This is a genomic window from Limnovirga soli (genome assembly GCF_013106755.1).
GTDB classification, from domain to species: Bacteria; Bacteroidota; Bacteroidia; order Chitinophagales; family Chitinophagaceae; genus Limnovirga; species Limnovirga soli.
The window spans coordinates 390,903-414,875 of the sequence record NZ_WHPF01000004.1 but is presented as its reverse complement, the minus strand read 5'-3'; the positions used below and the strand labels follow the sequence as shown (position 1 = coordinate 414,875).

The 23,973-nt window shown below is 41.4% G+C and carries 17 protein-coding genes; 5 read left to right on the top strand and 12 right to left on the bottom strand.

Annotated elements, in window-relative coordinates:
* Positions 1-87: 87 nt before the first annotated feature.
* Positions 88-1,383 carry a threonine synthase gene (thrC, locus tag GD597_RS07210; protein ID WP_171607153.1) on the top strand — a complete coding sequence of 432 codons (1,296 nt, stop codon included), beginning with the start codon at positions 88-90 and terminating at the stop codon, positions 1,381-1,383.
* 80 nt (positions 1,384-1,463) lie between these two features.
* On the opposite strand, the gene GD597_RS07205 is transcribed toward thrC, so the two are convergent.
* From GD597_RS07205 to GD597_RS07195, 3 genes are all read right to left on the bottom strand, one after another.
* Complete coding sequence (locus tag GD597_RS07205) at positions 1,464-3,452, bottom strand: T9SS type B sorting domain-containing protein (RefSeq protein WP_171607152.1); 1,989 nt, start codon at positions 3,450-3,452, stop codon at positions 1,464-1,466.
* 170 nt (positions 3,453-3,622) lie between these two features.
* Complete coding sequence (locus GD597_RS07200) at positions 3,623-4,642, bottom strand: 3-hydroxyacyl-CoA dehydrogenase family protein (RefSeq protein ID WP_171607151.1); 1,020 nt, start codon at positions 4,640-4,642, stop codon at positions 3,623-3,625.
* A gap of 22 nt (positions 4,643-4,664) precedes the next feature.
* On the bottom strand, positions 4,665-5,411 hold the full coding sequence (locus GD597_RS07195) for an SDR family NAD(P)-dependent oxidoreductase (RefSeq protein ID WP_171607150.1): 747 nt from the start codon (positions 5,409-5,411) through the stop codon (positions 4,665-4,667).
* A gap of 275 nt (positions 5,412-5,686) precedes the next feature.
* On the opposite strand from GD597_RS07195, the gene GD597_RS07190 reads away from it, so the two are divergent.
* Positions 5,687-6,385: a hypothetical protein gene (locus tag GD597_RS07190; protein ID WP_171607149.1), complete on the top strand. Its 699-nt coding sequence runs from the start codon at positions 5,687-5,689 to the stop codon at positions 6,383-6,385.
* A gap of 103 nt (positions 6,386-6,488) precedes the next feature.
* On the opposite strand, the gene GD597_RS07185 is transcribed toward GD597_RS07190, so the two are convergent.
* The 6 genes from GD597_RS07185 to GD597_RS07160 all read right to left on the bottom strand — a co-directional run bounded on the left by GD597_RS07185 (position 6,489) and on the right by GD597_RS07160 (position 16,130).
* On the bottom strand, positions 6,489-7,568 hold the full coding sequence (locus tag GD597_RS07185) for an Ldh family oxidoreductase (RefSeq protein ID WP_171607148.1): 1,080 nt from the start codon (positions 7,566-7,568) through the stop codon (positions 6,489-6,491).
* Positions 7,569-7,640: 72 nt separating this feature from the next.
* Positions 7,641-9,542, bottom strand: a complete 1,902-nt coding sequence (locus GD597_RS07180; protein ID WP_171607147.1) for an FAD-dependent oxidoreductase — start codon at positions 9,540-9,542, stop codon at positions 7,641-7,643.
* A 258-nt stretch (positions 9,543-9,800) separates the two neighbouring features.
* Positions 9,801-12,008: a GH92 family glycosyl hydrolase gene (locus GD597_RS07175; RefSeq protein WP_171607146.1), complete on the bottom strand. Its 2,208-nt coding sequence runs from the start codon at positions 12,006-12,008 to the stop codon at positions 9,801-9,803.
* 463 nt (positions 12,009-12,471) lie between these two features.
* On the bottom strand, positions 12,472-13,236 hold the full coding sequence (locus GD597_RS07170) for a succinate dehydrogenase/fumarate reductase iron-sulfur subunit (RefSeq protein WP_171607145.1): 765 nt from the start codon (positions 13,234-13,236) through the stop codon (positions 12,472-12,474).
* A 62-nt stretch (positions 13,237-13,298) separates the two neighbouring features.
* Positions 13,299-15,272, bottom strand: a complete 1,974-nt coding sequence (locus tag GD597_RS07165) for a fumarate reductase/succinate dehydrogenase flavoprotein subunit (protein ID WP_171607144.1) — start codon at positions 15,270-15,272, stop codon at positions 13,299-13,301.
* 186 nt (positions 15,273-15,458) lie between these two features.
* On the bottom strand, positions 15,459-16,130 hold the full coding sequence (locus GD597_RS07160) for a succinate dehydrogenase cytochrome b subunit (protein WP_171607143.1): 672 nt from the start codon (positions 16,128-16,130) through the stop codon (positions 15,459-15,461).
* Between the two features lie 383 nt (positions 16,131-16,513).
* Between GD597_RS07160 and GD597_RS07155 the strand changes: the two genes are divergently transcribed.
* The 3 genes from GD597_RS07155 (at position 16,514) to GD597_RS07145 (ending at position 20,664) form a co-directional block, all read left to right on the top strand.
* Complete coding sequence (locus GD597_RS07155; protein WP_171607142.1) at positions 16,514-17,773, top strand: ABC transporter permease; 1,260 nt, start codon at positions 16,514-16,516, stop codon at positions 17,771-17,773.
* A gap of 167 nt (positions 17,774-17,940) precedes the next feature.
* Positions 17,941-18,936 carry a tRNA (adenosine(37)-N6)-threonylcarbamoyltransferase complex transferase subunit TsaD gene (gene tsaD, locus GD597_RS07150; protein WP_171607141.1) on the top strand — a complete coding sequence of 332 codons (996 nt, stop codon included), beginning with the start codon at positions 17,941-17,943 and terminating at the stop codon, positions 18,934-18,936.
* 51 nt (positions 18,937-18,987) lie between these two features.
* Complete coding sequence (locus GD597_RS07145) at positions 18,988-20,664, top strand: DUF3472 domain-containing protein (RefSeq protein ID WP_171607140.1); 1,677 nt, start codon at positions 18,988-18,990, stop codon at positions 20,662-20,664.
* Positions 20,665-20,667: 3 nt separating this feature from the next.
* Here GD597_RS07145 and GD597_RS07140 read toward each other — a convergent pair whose 3' ends face one another.
* The 3 genes from GD597_RS07140 to GD597_RS07130 form a co-directional block, all read right to left on the bottom strand.
* Positions 20,668-21,060, bottom strand: coding sequence for a VOC family protein (locus GD597_RS07140; RefSeq protein WP_171607139.1), 393 nt, complete (start codon positions 21,058-21,060; stop codon positions 20,668-20,670).
* 167 nt (positions 21,061-21,227) lie between these two features.
* Positions 21,228-23,381, bottom strand: coding sequence for a xanthine dehydrogenase family protein molybdopterin-binding subunit (locus GD597_RS07135; protein WP_171607138.1), 2,154 nt, complete (start codon positions 23,379-23,381; stop codon positions 21,228-21,230).
* Between the two features lie 4 nt (positions 23,382-23,385).
* Entirely contained in the window at positions 23,386-23,847 is a 462-nt protein-coding gene (locus GD597_RS07130) for a (2Fe-2S)-binding protein (protein ID WP_171607137.1), read from the bottom strand.
* Positions 23,848-23,973: the final 126 nt, after the last annotated feature.

The window sequence follows — 23,973 nt, the reverse complement described above, 5'->3', positions numbered from 1 at the left end:
GTTTTTACAGCAGCTTTACTTGCGTCGCACACTTGTACTGCATAACTGCAGGCAGCAAACAATACAAACAATAATAACTCAACAACAATGGTGTATTATAGCCTTTATCATAAAGCCCCAAATGTAAATTTTGCAGAAGCCGCCGTTCGTGGGCAGGCGCCAGACAAAGGCTTATATTTCCCCGAAAGCATTCCGGTGTTACCCAAAGAAGTAATCAGCAACCTGCACCAATATAGCCGGGAAGAGCTGGGTTTTATGGTTATGAAACCCTATGTTGGCGATTGTATTCCTGATGATGTATTGCAAACCATTGTAAGCGAAACCATACAGTTTAATTTTCCACTGGTAAAAGTTACCAGCGATATATATGCTTTAGAATTATTTCATGGGCCTACCCTGGCATTTAAAGATGTAGGTGCCCGTTTTATGAGCCGCTGCCTGGGTTATTTTAACAGGCATGCCTATCACCATACCACTGTATTGGTGGCAACCAGCGGCGATACAGGCGGTGCAGTGGCCAATGGTTTTTTGGGTGTTGATGGCGTGGAAGTTATTATCCTCTACCCTTCCGGCAAAGTAAGTCCGATACAGGAATTACAATTAACTACCTGCGGCCAAAACATTACTGCCATTGAAGTACAGGGAAATTTTGATGATTGCCAGGCCATAGTAAAGCAGGCATTTATGGATGCTGATTTGAATGCAAAACTATCCCTAACCTCAGCCAATTCTATTAATGTGGCACGTTGGCTACCACAGCAACTCTATTATTTCTTTGCATACCAGCAGTGGCAGCACCAACAGGCACCGGTAATTTGTGTACCCAGTGGTAATTTTGGAAATATTTGTGCCGGCCTTGTTGCACATTTATCTGGTTTACCCGTTCATCATTTTGTGGCTGCCTGCAATACAAATGATACAGTACCCCAATTTTTGCAAACAGGTAATTATGAAGCAAAGCCAGCCATAGCCACTATTTCCAATGCAATGGATGTGGGTAACCCCAGCAATTTTGTGCGCATAATGGAATTGTTTAAACAGCAATTACCCGATTTACAAAAAGTATTAAGCAGCTATAGCATCAGTGATGAAATTACTGCCCAAACCATAAAAAAAGTATTTGAAGAAGAGCATTATATGTTAGACCCCCATGGTGCAGTAGCCTACTATGCATTGGAGCAATACATGAAAACACATGACGGTGGTAAAGGCATTTTTCTGGAAACAGCCCATCCTGTTAAGTTTCCTGAAACAGTTGAAGAAGCCACCAATACCAAAATACCTTTCCCTGAAAGTGTGCAACATTTAATTGGTAAGGAAAAAATAAGTGTAGTAATGGATGCTTCTTTTAACACCTTTAAAAGCTGGTTGCTAAGCAGGTAATTGCTGCAACTGGTTGATGCAGTACAAGTGTGCGACGCAAGTAAAGCTGCCTATTGGTATTTGGCCTGGCTACTAAAAATTTATCGTATTAAAACCGTTGTGCCGTGTTGGGTAATTGTTTTGCCTGATACGGTGCTGGTATATTGTAATTGCCACACATAAACGCCGGGAGGTTGCGCTGTTCCATTAAAAGTACCATCCCATTTTTTTGTCCAGTCTGTAGTGGTAAATACTTGCTTTCCAAATTTATTGTACACAGAAAAGCGCAGGTTGGCAGATTGATAGGCATTGAGTGGATAAAGAAAATCGTTTAACCCATCCTGGTTAGGGGTAAAAGCAGTAGGCACGGCTATGTAGCAGCTATTTACCACTTTTATATATTGCAAAACGGTATCGCTGCATAATTTATCGGAGGTAATTACCAGCTGCACGGGGTACAATCTTTCAGTAGTCGCAGCTGTATATACCTGCGGAGGGGGAATTTGTAAAAAGCTGGAATTGCCATTACCAAATTGCCAATACCATTGATTGATTTGTCCAATACTGGCATCGGTAAAATAGGCAATATCGTTGGGGCAATAAAAATCGGGCTTTGTAAATGCTGCCCTTAAAGAATCGTGATCAAGATAAAAATCTACTTCAGTTGTATCGCTGCAAAAACCATTACTTACAATTAATTGTGCCTTTTTATCTCCAAAAACTGTATACAGTAACTGTGGGTTTTGTAGGGTTGATGATTGGGTGTCATCAAACAACCAATGCCAGCTGTAAATACCATTGCCTATATTGGCTGTAAACTGAACGGTATCTGCACGGCACCCCTGCTGCACCTGAAAACTAAATAAGGCATTCACCGTGTCTTTAACAATAAAATCAAGTGAATTATAGATTGCAATACCACACTCGTTTACTATTGGGTTGCCATCTGAGGCATTTACTACCTGAATGGTATAATTACCCGCTTTAACAATAGGTGCAGATAATTGCAGGGTTACACCAGCCGACAAATTATTATTGCAATTAACCGATGCTGCTACCACCTGCACAGTTTGGGGGCCTGTAATAAGAAAATTACTTCCATTGGCTGCAATGGTATTGCATTGGAGGTTTTGCTTACTTAGCACGTACAATTGTTGTGGTGCACATGCTATTGGCGCAATACTATCTATTTTAGGGTTGAGAGAAGCATCTGTAACAGTAAGTGCAATATTGGCATGCAGGGCAATGGGGTTGCCACAAATATCTACCAGGGTATTGTTATCGGCGCCCTTTTCTATCTGCAAGGTGTAAGTACCCGCAGGCAGCGCATTGGCCAGTGTTATATCTATCTGATCTGTAGCAAATTCAGTACTGCAATTTATACCACTTGCTGCAATAACCTGAACACCGTTCACAGAAAAATCTGTACCACCAGATTCTATGCTTTCGCAGCTAACAGGTTTGTTTAATTGCAGACGAATAACGGTTGCATCGCAATTAACGGATGCTGCCAACAGTGTGGGCGGAACAGGGTTGGTAATACTGGCCGTACCCCCATTAAAAGATATTTTATATCCGTTACGTAACCCATTGATATGATGACTTACCATCAGCAGGTAATTGTGATTTACTTTTAATGCTGGCATTGCACTGAACGTAGAAATATTGGCGGTTGATGTTGACAAACACTCCATCACATTGGTACCTGCAGCTGAAGCACCGGTAGTGCCGGGTGAACCTGACCAATTACCTGCCAAAAACAAATTAACATCCGTAAATATAGCTCCGGAAGAATGACCGGTAATATCAAACAACTGCCAGTTATAATCATCCGCACCGTTTTTAGGTTCGATGGTAAATCCCAATGAGCCGGCAGTATAACAGGTAAATGAATAATAAAATGGATTGGTATCAGTATACACCGACGTACCATCCCTTGAACATAGTACAGCGGGTACCTGGGAGTTTACACAGTCGGGCACAGAATCCTGTATAAATACACTGGCGCCGCATACAGGTATGGCCGTACGTGGGGTTTGCCCTTTTATGCCAAGGTCAAGACAGGTATTTTGAGCAAATGCTGTTGGCATACCAGCGAACAATGCAAACCCACCTATACAATACAAAACCCATGATTTTACACAAAGGCAAACATTATTATATTTTGTTTTTAGCAGATACAATTTTTACCACACAATTAAAAGATACGGCAATACGCTTTACATTTTCACACAACAATATACACCATCGAAAGTTGGCATTACCCATTTGTAGCAGGAGGTTCTTTTTTATCGGCCATGGCCTGTAGTTTTTGCTGAACAATATCTGCAGGGTATTTTAAAGCCAGCCGGCGAATTTCATAACTAAACTCAGTAAAAGTTTCTTCCCATAACTTAGCCTCCTCGGGAGTATACTTGTAAAATCCATGGGCATTGGCCACACCTTTACCACCTGCTTTTACAATATCATCAATCAGTGCAGGCACTTCTGTATTATTGGTTAGGGTGGGAAAAAGATCTTTCATCACTGTATGATAAGCTGGCACTCCCGTTAAATCCATCCAGCGAAAAACGCCTACCAGCGTCATCCAATACCCGGCATTATTACGGCAGGCACGGTCTACATCTTCTACTGTAGCATATCCGTTTTCAACCATACTAATGGCTTCTCTATACATGGCATACATAATGCGGTTGGTAATAAATCCCCTGATATCTTTACGCACCAATGTGGGCTCCTTGCCCCAGTTATGCGATAAGGTATACAAATATTCTCCTCTAGCCACATCACTTTTATCGCCACAAATAATTTCAAGAAAACGTGTTGTGTGCGAAGGTTCGGCCCAATGCAAACCAAAAAAACGTTCCGGGTATGTTGTTTCCAACTGTAAAATACTAATGGGTATTGCTGAAGTATTACTGGTTAATATTGCATCAGCACTTATTACGGCTTCAATTTTACCATATACTACTTTCTTAATGTCTATACTTTCCAGTGTACATTCTATTACCAGTCCGCAAGGCTGTAATAAAGAATAATCTTCTGTAATAGTTAACCGGCTAAAATAAAATTCGGGGTTTTGATCAATCAAACCTTCTTCCTTCGACCGGGTTAGGTGATCTGTTATGCGTTTTGCTGCATGCAACAAATCAGCTGCAACAGGCGCCACCGCTATAACGGTATGCCCGGCCATCAGCAGACAGGTAGTAATACTGCAACCCATTAATCCAAGTCCAACAACGCCTGCCATTACATCTTTTGCATCAATAGTATCTTTCATACAAATAGGTTTATTGCAATTATTAATATGTGGCCCTGCCGCCAGATAAATCAAACGTAAAACCAGTGGTAAAACTATTTTGTGGCGATACAATAAAACATACCATATTGGCCAGTTCCTGCAAAGTACCACAGCGTTTCATGGGAATTTTATCAGTCATATAATTCAGTTGTTCTACAGGCATGGTATCATGCATGGCAGTACGAATTACTGCGGGGGCAATTGCATTAACAGTAATGCCTGTTTCCGCATATTCCTTACCCTGCACTTTGGCCATGGCAATAACTGCCGCTTTTGATGCAGAATAGGCCAGCATACCGGCATTACCCTCTTTGCCTGCAATGGAGCCAATATGTAAAATACGCCCATATTTTTTGGGCAGCATCACCGGTATTACATACTTGGATGTAAAATAAGAACCCATAAAATTCACATCAAAAACCGCACGTATATTTTCTGTGGAAGTAGCATCGCTTTTTGTATTGGTTATGCCTGTAATTCCGGCACTATTTACCAAAATATCAATTTTACCAAACTGTGCTGCTATCATATCAATCGTTTGCTTAACTGCAACTTCATTGGTAATATCTACTTCAAAAATGGCAGGCGTTGTACCAAAAGCTGCTATATTTTCCTGCAGCGCACTGGTATTTATATCCAGTAAAGCCAGTTGTACCCCTAAGGCAGATAATTGCTTTGCAATAGCGAAACCCAGTCCGGATGCGGCTCCTGTAATTATAGCCACCTGATGTTGCATTGATTGTTCCATATAGCTTAATTAATTGAAAATTAAATCTAAAACAATCCTGTTAATTCTGTATCAGTCTACGCAAACATGGCATTTTGCAATTGCAAAGCCTATACATTTTTTTGGCCGGGCATTACCCAAGCAGCAACATTACTTGCGTCGCACTCTTGTACGTTCGCCTGTATGGCAGCAATGCAAAATACTGGTGACAAATTAGGGTAGTAGTTTTATATTTATGCAACGGTAACAGTAAAATTATTGTCAGCAAAACAGGTATAGATTTAAAAATACACTTTATGAAAAAAGCACTGCTTGGTTACTGTTGTTTATTGCTTGTTTTTAATGCTTCTGCTCAAAAAACCAACTGGTATATCAATGCAAATGCAGGGCTGTTTTCTTTTAGCGGAATATCAGCCGTAAATACTTCTTTTATTAATTACAGCAGCGATCTTAATATTGCGTATACCAATAACCCCTATGGCGCTAAAAGCGGGTTTGGATACGGACTTTCAGGCCGTGTACAACATATTTATTTTAAGCACTTTATTGCTGGCATAGATGCAGGATATGAAAAACAAAGCAGCCGTGTTTTAATCAATGGCATTTCGGGGTATACACCTGGTACTACCAAGGATGGACATACAAATATTGATTACAAATTCATTAATATATTTCCATTTGCCGGGTATAGAATTAATATGCAAAAAATTCATTTGGATATAACCGGTGGTGTGGATCTTGCTTATTGCCTTAGTGCCAAAGAAAATGGCAGTGCCACCGCCACAGATGGTACTATTTTTACTACCAATACAGACAGAAAAACAATCACCACAGATATAAGGCCACGCATACAAGGTACATTTAGCTATCATAAAGCAGGTATCTATATTGCCTACTCGCATGGCTTTGGTAATTATATGGATGGATATATTGGCGGGATTAATGAAGCTTATGCAAGGTTGTTACGTTTTGGCATTAGTTACCAGTTAAAGTAATACACCATTTTTTTTGCATTTTTTTGCCGCCATAAAACCAGGACCCTGAAGAGTGCGACGCAAGTAAAGCTCAATAGTGTTGCTATTGCCGGGCCAAAAAATATTAATCCTTAGGCCAAATTACAGCCAGTTTTTCTGCCACCTGTTGCAAATCGCTTACAACACTATCTACCAGGGGAATCCCCTCCTGCATACGAATGGCTTCCATTTCACGTTCAGGATCGCCGGGAATTAATACGCGTTCGTGACCGGGAGCTGGCGTTGCAGAACGAAAACGTTGTATCCAGTTATCCATATGCATTTTAAATTCGTTGGCCGGGCGAAAAGCGTCTACCCGCATGGCTCCAAAAAAATGCCCCAAACCTTTGCCAGGCATATTTTGCGGCATTGGCACATAGGCCGGAAAAGGAGGCGCCCATGGACCATAACTGGCCCCACTTAATACAGCAGAAAAAATATCTACAATACTACCCAACGCATAACCTTTATGGCTGCCATGCTCCCGATCGCTGCCAAGTGGTAATAATGCACCCGCTTTTTTAAGAATATTGGCGTCTGTTGAGGTATTGCCTTCGGCATCCTGTACCCAGCCTTCGGGGGTATCGGCATTTTTTCTTTGTAATATTTCCAGCTTGCCATTGGCAGCAGTGGTTGTTGCAAAATCGGCCACGAAGGGCGGCTGCTTGTTTGCAGGTATGGCCACTGCAATAGGGTTGGTACCCAGCATACGTTCTATACTAAAAGTAGGCGCTACAAGGGCGCTGGCATTGGTCATAGCCATACCAATCATATCGTGATTCAACGCCATCATAGCATGATAACCTGCAATGCCAAAATGGTTTGTATTACGTACACTTACCCAACCGGTGCCGCATTGGGCAGCTTTATCAATGGCCACCTGCATGGCATAAGGCGCAATTACCAAACCCAGGCCACTATCGCCATCTACTACAGCAGTAGAGGGGGTTTCGTATACCACGCGAATATCCGGATTGGCATTAATACGTTTGGCTTCCCACAGGCGTACATAACCACTTAAGCGGGCAACGCCATGGCTGTCGATACCGCGTATATCTGCACTAAGCAAGGCCTTGGTGGCGGTAGTAGCATGTTCATTGGAACAACCTATGGCAGTAAAAACAGCATGCGTAAACGTATAAAGCTGTTGGTAGGAAAGCGTCATGAAAAATTAATTATACTGGTAAAAGAGGCGCAAGATAATAAAATGAATTTGTAGGAGGATGTCAACTCTATACTACTTCGTCATCATCTCTCCTTTTAAAGACAAAGGGTATGTCTTAAAATAATCTTGATAATAATTTAGAAAAACAGCAAGTTCTTTTCTTGAAATAGTACGATTTAGGTCAAAATTAGATAGGTGTAGTTTTTCATACCAAAACCGGGCATCAAAGAATAAGGAAGGTTTTGGTGCAGGACGCGAAGATTCTATTTTATTAAACAACAAATGGCTATTATCTAACAAGATATCTTTTGCATCGTCAATGGTAAGTTGTTTATTAAATAGGTTTTTATCGAAAACAACACTATCAAAATTGGAATGAAGCCCAATACTAAACTCCTCACCTACAACAGCACTATCTGGATAGAAATAGGTTTTATTTTCCCAATCAATACTTTTACCAACACCTTTTAATAAACCCATGGCGCCGGTTTTTTGTATGGCTTCCCATGCGGGGTCGGTAGGGTCTACATCGCAATAGGGCATTATATAACAATTCAAATCTAACAATGCCTGCTGTATCTTTCTTACTTCAATATTGCGTGGCTGTATTTTTTGCTGTATACACTCTGCCGCCATAATTCCTGCTGCCTGACCGGTTAATAAAACTACTGGCTGTAAACGGGTGGTGCCATTGGCAATATTGGAAACAGAAATACCCTTATCGCAAACAATTAAACCATCCAGTGTTTGGGGTATTAATGCACCCAAGGGAATATTAAATGAGGGCACCTGGGGGAAAACAATATCCGGAACTATGCCATTGTATTTGCCATGGTGATGATCTACCGGATAATCGCCTACTGCAATACCGGTTTTATACAAGTCATAATTAAATGGTGTTTTAATGTGGTTAATGGTTAACCTTACCACACCCTTTACCCGGCGGCCTTCGCGGTGATAAGGCATCAATGCAATGCCATTATTTACTTCATCCTCTGCCAACCCTATATTTTTAAAGCCCAGTTGTGTTTGCAAAAAATAGATAAAACCCAAGGTTTGGTTACGGGCTTTCAGGTATTCAGCTTCGCGTTTAATGGGTTTCATGGCTACTACATTCAGGTAATAATCATTCCCATGTACCGGCCAGTTTAGCATGTATTTGGCATGCATAGTATCGGTGGTGGTTAGTTTGCCATAGTTTAATACCTGTTGTGTACCCAATGGATAAGCCTTGGCATTACAGGGCGCATCTTTGGTACTGCAATAATATTGGGTAGGATCGTATACCTGCGGTACAGGAATAGTTTTGTTGGCACCCGGACCATAATCCTTTAATACAGCAGCCCAGGTTAAATCCTGTATGATATCGTTCTTTACCCTTGCTTCGGATTCACCGGAGTAAGCGCTGTCTTCCATACCCAAATCAAAGGCGGCTCCAGCGGAGGCAAATACATCGCCCAGATCGGTGGCATCGATTACTATGGTGGCGCGGACGGTTAATTTTTCCCCTTTGGCATTTATAAATTGGGCACCTGTTATTTTATTATTTGCCACAATGGCTTTATTAAAATACCAGCCATATATTACCTGCAGGTTTTTCTCTTGTGCTGCCCATGATTTAAAAATGCTATCGCCAACATGTGGCTCAAAGCAAGTATTGCTTACCCAGCCACTGGCCAAATTACGAGTACCATAATGCAGGTACAATGCCTCCCTGAATTCTTGCCATATACCAGATTTTAAACCATCATTACCATCGGTGCAACTTACGGCTGCCGCAGTTAACATACCACCCAGCATATGGGTTTGTTCCACTATAATGGTGGCAGCCCCACTGCGGGCTGATTGAATACCGGCAGCAGTACCGCCCGTAGTACCACCCACTACCAACACCTGTGTATTAATGGGTTTTATTTGGGCAAAAGCCTGTTGAGTAAAGCAAACAATACAAATGAACAGGAATATTTTATGCATGAATCGCTTAAAAAATATGGATGAGTAAATGTTTTGGCTAATGTACTATTCATCAACCCTGGTTTTGCTTTTTAACACAGGCATACAAAATAAGCCCTGTGCTGCATATTGCTGTAAACAATTAAATACCTGTATAGTTTTTGTATTTATTTGCTGCTACAAAGGAGGAACCCTAAACCGAGCGTGGCAAGTAAAGCCAAATATAATATCTGCTGCCGGTTACAAAAAAACGCACAAAAAAACAATAGTAATCCTCCCCTATTTACCCGGATAATCTGCCGGTTTAATGCCCCATGTTTTTGAGGGCTGATTGCCCATTACAAATACCAGACTGCCACCTTTTAAAATATCCTGATGATTGATAAATGATTTTGTATAAGGCTTGCCATTTAGCATGGCAGATTGTATATAAATATTGGTGGCAGATACATTTTTGGCACTCACCTTAAACAGTTTGTTATTAGGCAATTGAATGGTGGCTTCACTCATCATGGGGGTGCCAATTACATATTGACCGCTGGCGGTATTTACCGGATAAAAACCCAATGCACTCCACACATACCAGGCACTCATTTGTCCGCAATCTTCGTTGCCGCAAAGTCCATCGGGTTGCGCGGTGTACAGGTTGCGGTTGATATAGTTTACCCGCTCGGCCGTTTTTGATGGCATACCTGCATAATTATACAGGTAAGCAATATGGTGACTGGGCTCGTTACCATGGGCATACTGGCCAACTAATCCGCTAATGTCTACCGGAACATGATCACCGGTTAATTTGGTGCTAACACTAAACAGTTCATCCAGCTTTTGTATAAAGGTTTGATTGCTACCAAAGCGGTTGATAAGCCCGTACACATCCTGTGGTACAAACCAGCTATGCTGCCAGGCATTGCCTTCTGTATACATAGATTTATCGCCATCGTATTCTGAGTAATAAGGGTCAAATGGCTCTACCCATTTACCATCGCTGTTTTTACCACGGGCAAAACCAAGGGTACTATCAAATAAGTTGCGCCAGCTGCCGGCACGTTGCATAAAATAGCTGTAATCCTCATCTTTTTTAAGTCGTTTTGCCACTTGGGCAATACACCAGTCGTCATAAGCATATTCCAGTGTAACGGTAACACTGCTGCCATATTTATCCTGGGGTACATAGCCATATTGCCGGTAAAAATTAGTGCCGCGTATATTTTGCATGGCACTTTTTTTCATGGCTTCAAAAGCTTTTATAGAATCAATGCCTTTGAACCCTTTTAGCAATGCATCAGCAATAATGGGTATGGCATGATAACCGGTCATGGTATTGGTTTCGTTAAAATGTAAATCCCACACCGGCAATAAACCACTTTGATCGTAAAAAGCAAGATAGCTGTTTACCATATCTGTTACCCTTTGCGGCTGCAATAAAGTAAACAAAGGATTCTCTGCCCTAAACACATCCCATAAGGAACTTACACTATACACCGGTGTATTGCTATGTAACAAAGCACCTTTTACCCCTTTGTAATTACCCAACACATCGTTAAACTGATTAGGGGCCAAAAAACTATGGTATAAAGCTGTATAAAAAATGGTACGGGCTGCAGCATCACTGGTTTTAATTTTTACTTTGGCCAGCTCTTTTTCCCAGGCTGCATTGGCGGCTTTGCGGGCCTCATCAAAATACATATTGCCTGTTTTTTGCAAGGCTTCCATAGCGCCTTGTATATTGGCAAAGCTGAGGGCCACCTTCATTTCTATGGCTTCATTTGCTTTTGTATCAAATAATAAACAGGCTACTACGGTTTTGTTTTTTACTGAGTCGCGGGCCGTGCGGTTGGCACCCTCAAAACTGGCTACGGTTTTTACGGGTTTACTGGTACGTACAGCAAAATAAACGCGTTGGTCTTTGGCCCAGCCGGTGCTGTACCGGTAACCCACAAATGTGCTGTCATTTATACGTTTAAAAAAACATTCATTGGGTGCATCCCAGTTAATGGCAAAACCCAAATCGAACCTGATGATGGCATTACTGGCCTCAGGAAATGTATAGCGGTGAAAGCCACAATAATCGGATGCCGTTAATTCTGCTTTTATTTTACTATCCTCCAAAACCACACTATAATAGCCCGGTTTTGCCTGCTCGGTAGTATGGCTAAAAGGACTTAAAATTTTACCTGCAATAGGCTGTTTATTTACCATGGGCAATACCGAAATATCGCACAAATCGCCAATGCCGGTGCCGCTTAAATGGGTATGACTAAAGCCCTGAATAACCGAATCGCTATAATGATACCCGCTACACCAATCCCATTCCTGTGTGCCATTATCCGGACTCAATTGCACCATACCAAAGGGCATGGTAGCACCAGGATAAGTATGGCCATGCGCAGCCGTACCAATAAAAGGATTAACAAAATCAGTAAGTTGTTGTGCCAGTGCAGGCAGACTTACAGGCAACAGTAATAAAAGCAATATTTTTTTCATGGTAGAATAAATAGACTAAAAAAATGATGGGCCAAGCTACTGAAAAATATGGAGACTTTACTTGCGTCGCACTCTTGTACGGTTAGATTATATATGCAGCTTTATATAGGGGTAGAATTTTGTGTGTTTGGGGATTTTTTGGAAAAACTGTAGAGCTGTTGCCTATTAGCTGCTAGCTAAAGCTGATTGACTGTTTGGCTAAAAGCTAACGGCTAGTGGCTAATGGCCAAAATAGCGAAATATATGAATTCATTTCAGTATCTCCGTGTTGGAATACGAGGACTTGGAAGGAGATACAGAAACAACCGCCTCATGAAAGAATTACCTATTTTATTGCTGATTAGCATTACCAGACGTACAAGTGTGCGACGCAAGTAAAGCCGGGCCTGGCGCTACTGCCGGGCACAAAAAAAGCTGCTTCTTTTTTATAGAAACAGCTTTGTATTATTTAGTTGGTATTGACCTATTTATCAGCAGTAAAACTGGCCAATAAATATTCCTGGTTAAGGCGGGCAATATTGGTAATAGAAATCTCTTTGGGGCAGGTGGCTTCGCAGGCACCGGTATTGGTACAGGCACCAAAACCTTCTTTATCCATTTGCGCTACCATGTTTATTACACGGGTAGAACGTTCAGGATCGCCCTGTGGCAATAAAGCCAGGTGCGATACTTTGGCTGAAAGAAATAACATGGCACTGCTGTTTTTACAGGCGGCCACACAGGCACCGCAACCAATACACATGGCTGCTGCAAAAGAAGCATCGGCCTTATCTTTTTCTATGGGCATTGAATTACCATCTACGGCATTACCAGTATTTACGCTGATATAACCGCCTGCCTGTATAATTCTATCGAAGGCAGAACGGTCTACCATTAAATCTTTTATAACCGGAAATGCATTGGCGCGCCATGGTTCTACCACAATGGTTTCGCCATCTTTAAAGGCACGCATGTGTAACTGACAGGTAGTATTGGCTTCCCATGGACCATGCGGTTTACCATTAATGTACATGGAGCAGGCACCACAAATACCTTCACGGCAATCATGATCGAAAGTTACGGGGTCTTTGCCTTCGGTAATAAGCTCTTCGTTCATTACGTCGAACATTTCCAAAAAGCTCATCTCGGTAGAGATGTTATTTACCTTATATGTTTCAAAAGCACCTTTGCTGTTACTGTTTTTCTGGCGCCAAACTTTTAATGACAGATTGATATTCTGATGTTCCATATAAAAAAATTAGTCAAAAATTAGACAATTCATTAACCTGAAATGGGTGGCAGTTGTTACTGCTATTTATAGCTACGTTGCGATGGTTTTACCACATCGTACACCAATGGTTCTTTATGTAGTTCCCATTCGCTATCGGCTTTGTATTCCCATGCGGCAACATACATAAAATTGGCATCATCACGTAAAGCTTCGCCTTCCGGTGTTTGCGATTCTTCGCGGAAGTGACCACCACAACTTTCGTTGCGGTTTAAAGCATCTTTACACATTAACTCGCCCAGTTCTATAAAGTCGGCCACACGACCGGCTTTGTCCAGTTCGGGGTTCATTTCGTTTATTTCGCCAGGTATTTTTACATCGCTCCAGAACTCTTTTTTCAATGCCTGTATTTCCTGTATAGCTTCTTTTAAACCAGCTTCGTTACGGGCCATTCCACATTTATCCCACATAATTTTACCCAGGCGTTTGTGGAAGCTTTCCACAGTTTGGCTGCCCTTGATATTCATTAAGGTATTAATGCGGTCGCTTACGGCCTGTTCTGCTTCTTTAAATGCAGGATGCTCGATGGAAACCGGTTTGTTATAAATTTCATCGGCCAGGTAATTGCCAATGGTGTAAGGAATTACAAAGTAACCGTCAGCCAAACCCTGCATTAATGCACTGGCACCTAAACGGTTAGCACCATGATCGCTAAAGTTGGCTTCGCCCAATGCATATACACCGGGTAAAGTGGTTTGTAATTCATAATCTACCCATAAACCGCCCATGGTATAGTGCACAGCAGGGTAAATACGCATCGGTACTTCGTAAGGATTTTCGCCGGTAATCTTGGCATACATATCAAACAGGTTACCGTATTTCTCTTTTACTACTTCTTTACCCAGCTTGATAATTTCTTCTTCGCTTACATTTTCACGGCCTTGTTTACCTATTTCAATTTTACCATAGCGTACAATGGCATCGGCATAATCCAGGTATACAGCTTGCTTGGAAGTACCAACACCATAACCGGCATCACATCTTTCTTTGGCGGCACGGCTGGCCACATCTCTTGGTACCAGATTACCAAAAGCAGGGTATCTTCTTTCCAGGTAATAATCTCTTTCTTCTTCTTTTATGTCAACAGGGCTGCGATTATCGCCTTGCTTTTTGGGAACCCAAATCCTGCCATCGTTACGTAAACTTTCACTCATCAGGGTTAGTTTACTTTGATGGTCGCCACTTACCGGTATACAGGTAGGGTGAATTTGTGTAAAGCAGGGATTGGCAAAAGCAGCACCTTTAACATGCGCCTTCCATGCAGCGGTAACATTACTACCCATTGCATTGGTAGATAAATAAAACACATTGCCATAACCACCGGAACATAACAATACTGCATGGCCAAAATGCCTTTCCAGTTCGCCGTTTACCAGGTTGCGGGCAATAATACCACGGGCTTTGCCATCAATCATTACCACATCCAGCATTTCGTGGCGGGCATACATTTTTACATTACCCAATGCTACCTGCCTTTCAAGGGCCTGGTAAGCACCTATTAATAATTGCTGACCGGTTTGTCCGGCAGCATAAAATGTTCTTTGTACCTGGGTACCACCAAAGCTACGGTTGCTTAACATGCCACCATATTCACGGGCAAATGGTACACCTTGTGCTACGCACTGATCAATAATATTGGCACTTACTTCGGCCAGACGATGCACATTTGATTCACGTGCTCGATAGTCGCCTCCTTTAATAGTATCATAAAACAAACGGAAAACACTGTCACCATCGTTCTGATAGTTTTTGGCAGCATTAATACCACCCTGTGCAGCAATTGAGTGTGCACGGCGGGGAGAATCCTGAAAACAAAACGCTTTTACTTTATACCCCAGTTCTCCCATGGCAGCAGCAGCAGATGCGCCGGCCAAACCGGTACCTACTACTATTACTTCCAGCTTACGTTTGTTGGCCGGGTTTACCAGTTTACAATGGCCCTTATAATCTGTCCATTTACTATCTAACGGGCCGGAAGGAATTTTTGCATCGAGCATAATAGATAAAGTTTACAAGTTCATTAGTTTACAAGAAACAAGTAATGCCTGCTGCTTGTTTAAATATCACTATAAAACTGGTTAAACATTTTCATGTACCCAGCTTTTGTTTTTTAATTTTGCTTTACTTGCGTCGCACTCTTCAACGTTCGGGTGTAATGCGGCAGTAAAACGGGTTGTATAAGATTAATGTACCCAACCCAAATACATAGAAACCGGCATCATGGCAAAGGCCAAAGGAATAACAATGGAATAAGCATAACCCAGCGTCATGAGCATAAGGTTATACCTTTTATTATGTACCCCAACGGTTCTAAATGCACTCTGAAAACCATGTGCCAGGTGATAGCCCAAAGAAATACAACCCAACACATATACAATTACTACCCATAATTCGCTAAATTCCTGTTGCATTTTGGTAAACAGGTTAATTTCTTCACCTAGTAAAAAGCCCTGGCTTGAGCGGTTAGGGTACCAGAAATCTGACAAATGCAATACTAAAAACAGTAAAATGATGGTACCCAGCAAACCCATGCTACGGCTATACCATTTACTGCCTCCATTGCCATAAGCCACAGCATAACCGGTAGCCCTTTTGCTACGGTTGCTCATTTCCAGCATAAGGCCCTGAATAATGTGTAATAACAGGCCTGCAAATAAGCCAATTTCCAAAATACGGGGTACCCAGTTAGAACCCATAAAATGAGCGCCGGCATTAAACATTTCACCCCCATCGTTTGCCCAAATACAAGCGTTAAGCCCGGCATGAATTACTAAGAATAAAATAAGGAAGATACCGGTAAAACCCATTGTTAATTTCTTTCCTACAGAAGACGTAAAAACTTGTTTCCAGGTCATACTAACAAGATTGATTGTGAATAAATCGCAGCAAAAGTAAGGCAGTACGTTCAGTTTCTGTTGTTTATGATTAATATTTTTAAACAGATATTTGGCTTAGCCTTTACAATACCACACATTTGAAAATATGCAAACTAAATGCATATTATTTAAACCCTTATGGCTGTTGCATCTAAAGGGTTTTGCTGCATAGTATTCCCGGTGTACAAGAGTGCGACGCAATTAAAGCCTAATTGGCATTTGTATGCCTGGCCCATAACCATAAAGGCTTCTTTATCCTGTTTTTTATACGCAATGGCAAGCTAATTACCTGCTTACAATGAAATTTTTCCGCTCATCTAAAAAAATTCGGTTCTTGCTGCAGGGTGCTTTACATTTGAATTATGCTAAAAACGCTATCTATATTCTGGAACAGTTTTAAGTTATCCGTTCAGGAGTTGAATAATAACAAACTAAGAAGTTCCCTGTCGCTCATCGGCATCGCATTTGGCATTTTTTGTATTATTGGTGTATTGGCCACCGTTGGCAGCCTGGAAAGCAAAGTGCAATCTGATATTAATGCGCTGGGTTCCAATACTATTTATATTGACAAATGGGAATATGGCGGAGGCGATGATGGCGATTACCCCTGGTGGAAATATATTAATCGCCCCCTGCCTAAATACGATGAAGTAAGTTTTATAAAACAAAAAAGCACCCTGGCAAAACACGTATGTTATTTTAACTCTACCAATGCCAATGCTACTTACAAAAACAATCAATATAATAATGTTGGCATTTATTGCGTAAGCGAAGATTTTGCAGAAATGCAAACCATAGAAATATCTAATGGACGTTACCTGAATGCTACCGAGTTTATTCGCGGTAATGCCGTTGGGGTTATAGGCAACGAAATTGCCATTCAACTTTTTGGCAGCCCCGAAAAAGCTATTGATAAAACCGTAACTTTTGATGGCAAAAAAGTAGTGGTTACGGGGGTTATTAAAAAACAGGGACAAAGTTTTGTTGGCGGTTTTGATTACGACCATTGTATATTGTTATCTTACCGCTACTATGCCAGTATTTACGATGTAAATGGTAAATACACTGATGCCAAAATATTGGTGAATGCACAGGACAATGTGCCCACCGCCGCGCTTATAGACGATCTTAAAGGCATTATGCGTGCCCAAAGAAGGTTAAGCCCTACAGATGAAGATAATTTTGCCCTAAACGATATTAATAATTTCAGCAAACAGGTAAGTGGATTTTTTGGCCAGGTAAATGTGGGTGGCTGGGCTATTGCAGGCCTTAGCTTAATTGTAGGTTTATTTGGCGTGGCTAATATTATGTTTGTAACCGTAAGGGAACGCACCAGCCAAATAGGTTTAAAGAAAGCCATTGGCGCCAAAAAAAGGACCATACTTACCGAGTTTTTATTGGAAAGTGCATTTCTCTGCATCATTGGCGGTTTAATGGGGGTATTAATGGTTTGGCTACTGGCATTGGGGCTTAGTTCTGTACTGCCCTTCCCAATTGTGGTATCTCCCAATATTATTACGCTGGCATTTACACTTTGTGTGGTATTAGGTGTGTTATCCGGCATTATCCCGGCATCTATTGCTGCCAAAATGGATCCGGTAGTAGCTATCCGTTCAAAATAATATTCCGGTTTATTTGTTTACGATCATTAGTGGTGCTATTTGGCTTTACTTGTGTCACTCACTTGTACGCCTATATTGCTATGCAGCAGTAAAACAACAAACTTATTTACAATCCCTAACTCAATACAGTTTTGCTAGTACATTTGCAGCCATAAAAGTAAATTACTTTGTCTGTAACCATATTGGCCATAGAATCTTCCTGCGATGAAACAGCTGCCTCCGTTTGTGTGGACGGCAAAATACTATCTAACTATATAGCCAACCAAACCGTACACGAAAAATATGGTGGTGTAGTGCCTGAACTGGCCAGCAGGGCACACTTACAAAATATTGTACCTGTGGTAGATGCGGCATTAAAACAGTCAGGTCATCTGTTATCTCAGTTAAACGCTATTGCATTTACGCAGGCACCGGGTTTAATTGGCAGTTTACTGGTAGGCGTACAATTTGCCAAATCTCTGGCCCTGGCGTTGGACAAACCATTAATAGCTGTGCACCACATGCAGGCCCATGTGTTAGCCAATTTAATCAACGAAAGCCCTCCTGCTTTTCCCTTTTTATGCTTAACGGTAAGCGGGGGCCATACACAAATAGTATTGGCAAAATCGCCATTAGACCTAACCGTAATTGGAGAAACCATTGATGATGCCGCCGGCGAAGCATTTGATAAAACGGCCAAATTACTTGGGCTACCCTACCCCGGCGGACCGCTGGTAGATAAATATGCCCAGCAAGGCAATCCATTGGCTTTTAAATTTGCCGAGCCACAAATACCAGAATTGAACTTTAGCTTTAGCGGTTTAAAAACTTCTGTTTTATATTTCTTACAAAAACAAACCCCTGAGTTTATACAGGCAAATATATTAGACCTCTGCGCCTCGGTGCAATATACCATCATACAAATATTAATGAAGAAATTAAAAAAAGCAGTACAGCAAACCGGTGTACGAAATATTTGTATTGCGGGTGGTGTAAGTGCCAATAGCGGTTTGCGCAAAGCCCTGCAGGAGGATGGTAAAAAATATGGATGGAACACCTTCATCCCACCTTTTGAATATTGCACTGATAATGCGGGCATGATTGCCATAACCGCCTATTATAAATACCTTGCAGGCGATTTTACCACACTGGATGCCAGCCCGAGTGCAAGGGCTTCCTGGTAAAAAGTGTTATTTAAATTGTAAAGTAAATTGCAACTACATTCAACAAAAAACATGAAACATTTTATTCTGCTCATAACCATTGTATATAGCATATCCACTTCTGCTGTTCAGGCTCAATTTGTTTCACAAATTCCTGGTTATACAGGTTATGCCATACCTGCAGAAGATGAAGAAACCACCACCCTTTTTACCACTAAAAATGGCCTAATCAACTGGAGTAACACTGCACAATCAATTGAATACTGGTGTGTGGTACAACAACCCGGCAAAGCCATCATCAGCGTTAATGCCAGGTCAAAAAAAGGAGCTACATTATTGGTAAGTATTGCAGGCAATCAATTTCAGGTGGTTATTCCTGCTTCAAGAAAAATAAAAAAATATACGATAGGCAGTATTAATATGGCCGATACCGGCGCATTGAAAATATCCATTACCTGCTTACATGCCAATGGTAAAGAAATTGCCAATATTCAGTCAATTGAATTAAATAGTGCCACCAATAATGCATTTTTTATCAACACTAAGGAAAGACGCAATGCCGCCTCTGTACACCTTTTATATCCCATTACCGATAGCGACAAAATCATTGCCTTTTATAATGAAATTACCGTACCCAAAGGTGCTGATCTGATACATACCTATTATATGGCATGCGGTTTTACCCGTGGTTATTTTGGTATTCAGGTAAACAGTCCAACAGAAAGACGTGTAATTTTCTCCATTTGGGATGCCGGCAATGAAGCGGTTGACAGAAAAAACGTAGCCGATACCAACCGCGTACAGCTACTGGCCAAAGGTATTAATGTTGAAGCCAGCGATTTTGGCAATGAAGGTACCGGCGGCCATAGCCATTGGGTATTTAACTGGCAGGCAGATTCGACCTACAAATTTATGGTAACTGCTTATCCGGATACAGCTGCCAAAACAACTATTTACGCTGCTTATTTCTTTGCACCAGAGCTAAAAGCATGGAAATTTGTAGCCGCATTTAAAGCGCCAAAAGATGGCAACTATCTTAAACATCTCTACTCATTTACAGAGGATTTTAGCGGCGTAAATGGCCAGCTTTACCGTAAAGCATTCTATGGCAACCAATGGGTACAGCACGAAAACAACGAATGGAAAGAACTTACCAAAGCCACTTTCTCCTGCGATGTTACTGGCCGTGCAAAAGATCGTATTGATTTTGGCGGTGGCGTTACCAACAATAAATTTTATCTATGGAATGGAGGTTTTCATGCAGCCAATATAGCTTTTGGTGATAGCTTAACCCGAGTAGCCAATAAAGAACATCCTTCATTTAATTTACGCAATAATACAGATAGTGCCCAGCAAGCCATGCTGGATAATTCCGCAATCCTTCAAGCCATACAAGCAGGCAAAATTGATACCACGGGTTCTGTTAATGGGGTTTATTACAGCATCCTAAAAGAGGGCACCGGCAATGCGGTACAGGTAACCGATACTGTTACCGTGTTTTATAAAGGCAGTTTATTTAGCAACGGGGCTGTTTTTGATTCAACCGCCGAAAAGCCCATCAGCTTTCCATTGAATCGATTAATTAAAGGCTGGCAATTGGGTGTACCTAAATGTAAAGTTGGCGGTACTATTCGTTTGTATATTCCTTCAGGACTGGCTTATGCTATCCGCTATTTGGGCAATGATATTCCTTCGAATAGTATTCTTGTGTTTGATATTACGGTGCAGCAGGCAACACCTGCCCAATAGCATTTATTTAATTGGTTCAATTAAATCCCAAAGATTCCCGTATAAGTCTTCAAAAACGGCAACGGTACCATATTCTTCCTTTATTGGGCCGCGAATAAAGCGTATATCATCTGCAGTCATGCGGTTATAGTCACGCCAAAAGTCATCGGTAAACAAAAATAGAAATACCCTGCCACCGGTTTGGTTACCTACCCGGCTTTTCTGTTCATCTGTTGCCGCTTTTGCCAATAAAAGCTGGCATCCTTTAGCACCAGGCGGCGCTACCAACACCCAGCGCTTTGTGTCGCTTAACACAGTGTCTTCCACTAAGGTAAAATGCAATTTTTGCGTATAAAAAGCAATGGCCTCATCATAGTCAGCCACAACCAAAGCAATATGTGCCAACTCTTGTTTCATTCACCCAGAAGTTTTGTTTACCATTAAAACCCGTCATGCCTAAAATTTTTATGCAGGCATTTACCTGCATTTTTTGTTTACCAGCAATGGGTACTTATTGCAGCATCCTTGTGTCACTCACTTGTACGTTTAGCACTTTATTCAGCTTTAAACGGCTGTAATCTATATTAGTATCCCCTTAGTTGTTTCCCTATAGTAGCATCATCTATAAAAGGCTGGTTTCTTAAACGGGTGCCGGTGGCTTTAAATAAAGCATTGGCAACAGCGCCTCCAGTTGGAGGCAATGCAGGTTCACCCAACCCTGTTGGGTCAATCCCATTATTCACAAAATAAGGTTCAATCTCAGGTATTTCCTTCATACGAATCAATCGATATTCATCAAAATTCTTTTGTTCAGGTGCCCCGTTTTTAAAACTAAGTTTACCAAACATAGCAGTACCAAAACCATCTACAATTCCCCCCATTACCTGCTGTTTGGCACCACTAATATTTACTACTTCACCACAATCCGATACGGCAATAATTTTCTTCACTTTAGGAAATTTACCTTCCATTTCTACTTCGCACACCTGAGCTACATAAGAGGCATGAGAAAAATAAATACTAAAACCCTGGGCAACACCGGGCTTTTTGCCCCATTCAGATTTTTCTGCGGCCATTTTTATAACAGCTTCCATCCTGTCAATACTGTATTTAATAGCGCCTACAGGTTTTGTTTTGGCTTTTTCTAACAATTCTAACCTGAATTGTATTGGGTCTTTCCCGGCAGCCATGGCCACTTCATCAATAAAACTCTGCTCAGCAAAACCTAAAAAATTGGTAACAGGTGCACGCCATGCACCGGTAGTGATAGGAGAAATATGTTCCACCGATTCTATCAGCAAATTATCTACTGCCCCTGAAGGGAAATTATCTTCACGGGTAGAATTATTTTGATTCATCCCTACCCCTCTTAGTTTATAGCCAATCAAATTCCCCTGGGCATCCAGCGCTGCCTGAAAACGATACCTTACTGCGGGTCTGTAACTTCCTCCCATCATATCATCTTCCCTTATCCATATTAGCTTTACCGGCTTTTTAATAATACTGGATAACTCTGCTGCCTCCAACACATAGTCAAATTTTAACCGCCTGCCAAAGCCACCACCCAGTCGGGTAATATCCACAGTAATTTTATCTTCCGGTATATTTAATAATTTGGAAACTGCCTGCCTGGCACTACCAGGCGTTTGCGTTGGGCCAATCAATTCCACCCCATCTGTACGCACATCCGCAAAAAAATTCATTGGCTCCAGTGGATTATGTGGTATGAAAGGACATTGATATTCGCTTGTAATAATCTTTGCCGCAGTTTTAAATGCCGCTTCCACATCTCCATCTTTACGGCGTACTACCGCTTTATCAGAGTTTAAAAGCGTTGCAAATATTGTATCATGATCTTCGGTACTTTCAATATTACCGTCTTTTTCATATGTAACCTTTAACAGTTTACGGGCTTTCATTATTTCCCAGGTAGATGTACCCACTACCGCAACATTATTTTTAAATCTAACCACATCAATAATACCAGGGGATGCTTTGGCTGCCGCATCATCTACTGTTTGTATTTTGGTACCAAATGCCGGCGGACGCTGTATCATGGCGAACACCATCCCTTCCCGGTAAAAATCCAAGCCAAATAAACCTTTACCCGTAATTATTTTTTTATTCTCTACATTCTTAACAGCTGTGCCTATAATAGTAAAATCCTTGCGGTTTTTTAGTGGTACATCTGCAGGCACTGCAATAGTTGCCGCTTCTGCTGCAAGCTCTCCATAACCCAATTTTTTTCCGGTTGCAGTATGTATTACCTGCCCATTATTTGTATTGCATTCGGCTGCTGTAACATTCCAGCGGTTGGCAGCGGCCGCAATTAATAAGTATCTGGCGGTGGCCCCGGCAACACGCAATCTTTTCCATGAATGTGGAATGGCACCGCTACCACCGGTTAACTGTCTGTCATACTTTTTAGTATCAAGAGCAGCTTGCATCACTTTTACTTTGGTCCAGTCTGCATCCAGTTCTTCTGCGACAATCATAGGAAATGAGGTCATTATGTTTTGCCCCAATTCAGGATTTGGCGAAAAAATGGTAATTGTACCATCAACTGCAATTGACAAATAACTATTAAAACCTAGCTCACCTGCTATGGACATATTGGTAATAACGACAGGTTTTTCAGCTGCTGCTGTAAACCAGTTAAAACCTACAATCAACCCTCCACCAGAAAGGCTGACTTTTTTTAAGAAATTCCTCCGGCTGGCTTTATATGATGTTGTCATAATTTTACATTTTTGTACTGGCTAATTTTACGGCTTCCCTAATACGATGATAAGCCCCGCAACGGCAAATATTGTCGTGCATGGTATCAAGAATTTCTTCATCAGTTGGTTTGGGGTTATTAATCAGCAATGCAGCTGCTGTCATAATCTGGCCGGCCTGGCAATAACCGCATTGGGGTACATCTACTTCATCCCAGGCTAATTGCAAAGGATGGTTGCCATTTTCAGATAAGCCTTCAATGGTAGTAATTTTTTGCGTGGCTTTAATTTTAGAAACAGGATATACACAGGTTCTAATGGCTTTGCCATCCAGCAATACAGTACAAGCCCCGCACTCGGCAATACCGCATCCAAATTTGGTTCCTACCAACCCCAAATGGTCTCTTAACACCCAAAGCAAAGGGGTATCAGCAGCAACATTTACCTGCTGCTCCTTATTGTTTATATGTAATGTAAAAACTGGCATATCACTTATATTTTTGGTGCTTTGAAGTTAGGTAAAATAAATTTCTACCGTGTTGGTAAATTTAATGCAAAAGCATTACCATTCAGTTATTAAAAGGGTCAAATAATTGGTAACAATGGGCGTAAA

What these genes read in the sequence shown, in the direction of transcription:
- GD597_RS07180 (WP_171607147.1), bottom strand. Translation starts at nt 9,542, where the DNA reads ATGCATAAAATATTCCTGTTCATTTGTATTGTTTGCTTTACTCAACAG.
- GD597_RS07165 (WP_171607144.1), bottom strand. Translation starts at nt 15,272, where the DNA reads ATGCTCGATGCAAAAATTCCTTCCGGCCCGTTAGATAGTAAATGGACA.
- GD597_RS07175 (WP_171607146.1), bottom strand. Translation starts at nt 12,008, where the DNA reads ATGAAAAAAATATTGCTTTTATTACTGTTGCCTGTAAGTCTGCCTGCA.
- GD597_RS07185 (WP_171607148.1), bottom strand. Translation starts at nt 7,568, where the DNA reads ATGACGCTTTCCTACCAACAGCTTTATACGTTTACGCATGCTGTTTTT.
- GD597_RS07170 (WP_171607145.1), bottom strand. Translation starts at nt 13,236, where the DNA reads ATGGAACATCAGAATATCAATCTGTCATTAAAAGTTTGGCGCCAGAAA.
- GD597_RS07205 (WP_171607152.1), bottom strand. Translation starts at nt 3,452, where the DNA reads ATGCCAACAGCATTTGCTCAAAATACCTGTCTTGACCTTGGCATAAAA.
- GD597_RS07160 (WP_171607143.1), bottom strand. Translation starts at nt 16,130, where the DNA reads ATGACCTGGAAACAAGTTTTTACGTCTTCTGTAGGAAAGAAATTAACA.
- GD597_RS07195 (WP_171607150.1), bottom strand. Translation starts at nt 5,411, where the DNA reads ATGGAACAATCAATGCAACATCAGGTGGCTATAATTACAGGAGCCGCA.
- thrC (WP_171607153.1), top strand. Translation starts at nt 88, where the DNA reads ATGGTGTATTATAGCCTTTATCATAAAGCCCCAAATGTAAATTTTGCA.
- GD597_RS07145 (WP_171607140.1), top strand. Translation starts at nt 18,988, where the DNA reads ATGAAACATTTTATTCTGCTCATAACCATTGTATATAGCATATCCACT.
- GD597_RS07140 (WP_171607139.1), bottom strand. Translation starts at nt 21,060, where the DNA reads ATGAAACAAGAGTTGGCACATATTGCTTTGGTTGTGGCTGACTATGAT.
- GD597_RS07190 (WP_171607149.1), top strand. Translation starts at nt 5,687, where the DNA reads ATGAAAAAAGCACTGCTTGGTTACTGTTGTTTATTGCTTGTTTTTAAT.
- GD597_RS07130 (WP_171607137.1), bottom strand. Translation starts at nt 23,847, where the DNA reads ATGCCAGTTTTTACATTACATATAAACAATAAGGAGCAGCAGGTAAAT.
- GD597_RS07155 (WP_171607142.1), top strand. Translation starts at nt 16,514, where the DNA reads ATGCTAAAAACGCTATCTATATTCTGGAACAGTTTTAAGTTATCCGTT.
- GD597_RS07200 (WP_171607151.1), bottom strand. Translation starts at nt 4,642, where the DNA reads ATGAAAGATACTATTGATGCAAAAGATGTAATGGCAGGCGTTGTTGGA.
- GD597_RS07135 (WP_171607138.1), bottom strand. Translation starts at nt 23,381, where the DNA reads ATGACAACATCATATAAAGCCAGCCGGAGGAATTTCTTAAAAAAAGTC.